This is a genomic window from Paraburkholderia piptadeniae, assembly GCF_900007165.1.
GTDB lineage: Bacteria > Pseudomonadota > Gammaproteobacteria > Burkholderiales > Burkholderiaceae > Paraburkholderia > Paraburkholderia piptadeniae.
The window spans coordinates 1-1,211 of sequence record NZ_CYGY02000090.1 but is presented as its reverse complement, the minus strand read 5'-3'; the positions used below and the strand labels follow the sequence as shown (position 1 = coordinate 1,211).

The window sequence follows — 1,211 nt, the reverse complement described above, 5'->3', positions numbered from 1 at the left end:
CCGGAATCTAGTATCCCGAGTTAAAAAATGATTGCCTTATTTGCGTTATGTACTAACCTGGCTTGCAGGGTTCGCAATTGAGCGAGGCAATGATGAGAGGAAGACCGAAAGCGCCACTGGTCTTGAGTGCGTCGGAACGAGAACAGCTCACGGCACTGACAATGCGACGCAAGACGGCGCAGGCGCTGGCCTTGCGCGCACGCATCGTGCTGGCCTGCGCGGAGGGCATCGACAACAAGACGGTCGCGACAAGACAACGTGTCACCTCGCATACGGTTTCGAAGTGGCGTTCGCGATTCATCAATCACCGCGTGGACGGGTTGCTCGATGCACCGCGCCCGGGAGCACCGAGGACGATCGAGGACGCGCAGGTGGAGGCGGTCGTCGCACGCACGCTCGAATCCGTACCCACAGGCGCGACTCACTGGAGCACGCGCACCATGGCCCGCGAGATGGGGATGTCGCAGACCGCCGTGTCGCGGATCTGGCGTGCCTTCGGATTGCAGCCGCATCGGCAGGAGACCTTCAAGCTTTCCACTGATCCATTTTTTGTGGACAAGGTGCGCGATATCGTCGGGCTGTACCTGGATCCGCCACTGAAGGCCATGGTGTTGTGCGTTGACGAGAAAAGCCAGATTCAGGCACTCGATCGCACGCAGCCCATGCTGCCGCTGGCCCCGGGCATCCCTGAGCGACGCACGCACGACTATATGCGCCACGGCACGACCACATTGTTCGCGGCGCTGGACATATCCACGGGCGAAGTCATTGGCGAACTGCATCGACGTCATCGCAGCAGTGAATTCCTGCAGTTCCTGCGAACCATCGAGGCCAACGTGCCCCCTCAATTGGACGTGCATCTGGTGATGGACAACTACGGTACGCACAAGACCTCCGCGATCAATACCTGGTTGACTCGCCATCCGCGTTTTCATGCGCATTTCACCCCGACCTCTGCTTCGTGGATTAACCAGGTCGAACGATGGTTTGCCACGCTCAGCGAGTCATACATCCGCCGTGGCACCCATCGCTCCACCCGGCAACTCGAACAGGCGATTCGCCAATACATCCAGATCAACAACACTGATCCGAGACCTTTCAACTGGACCAAATCGGCCGACGACATCCTCGCTAGCGTCAAGCGATTTTGTCTACGAATTTCTAACTCGCGACACTAGCGGGTTCTTCGTCCAGTTGATCCGGTTGTCTGG

The 1,211-nt window shown here is 58.5% G+C and carries 1 protein-coding gene; it reads left to right on the top strand.

Translation table 11 applies throughout. The features are described 5' to 3' along the window. The first annotated feature begins 89 nt into the window (after nucleotides 1-89). Nucleotides 90-1,178: an IS630 family transposase gene (locus BN2476_RS37935; protein ID WP_162849288.1), complete on the top strand. Its 1,089-nt coding sequence runs from the start codon at nucleotides 90-92 to the stop codon at nucleotides 1,176-1,178. Nucleotides 1,179-1,211 lie beyond the last annotated feature (33 nt).